The organism is Tamlana crocina (genome assembly GCF_012037625.1).
Window position 1 is genome coordinate 1 of record NZ_JAAVJS010000680.1, and the last position, 322, is coordinate 322.

A 322-nucleotide genomic window follows, 5' to 3' on the forward strand; every position below is an offset into this window, starting at 1 on the left:
GAGAGCCTTGATATAAAGGTGCTGGATCACGTTATTGTAACCGAGAAATCCTATTTTAGCTTTGCCGATGAAGGTTTGCTTTAAATTTAGCCTATGCTGCTGGTATACACTCAGAAAATCACTCCCAGGATCACCTATACCTTTAAAAATCTTTGCACCCATCTCCTTGGAATTCCTATAGGTTTTACCTCTAAAATTGAAGAATTTGTAGCTCATGAGGGAATGAAAATTTCCTATGGGAAACAAAGCCTCGGTAATGAGGTTTTTATCCAGAATGTTGACCTGTTACTTGAACAGGGCATAAGCGATCTTGAGGTTAAAG

General features: G+C 38.8%; 1 protein-coding gene and 1 pseudogene. Both read left to right on the top strand.

Annotated elements, in window-relative coordinates; genetic code table 11:
• Positions 1–84: JAB domain-containing protein (locus tag HC176_RS18545; protein WP_280818726.1), on the top strand; the 84-nt coding region annotated here is incomplete at its 5' end.
• A gap of 9 nt (positions 85–93) precedes the next feature.
• Positions 94–322, top strand: a pseudogene (locus HC176_RS19810) (polysaccharide deacetylase family protein); the annotation flags it as partial.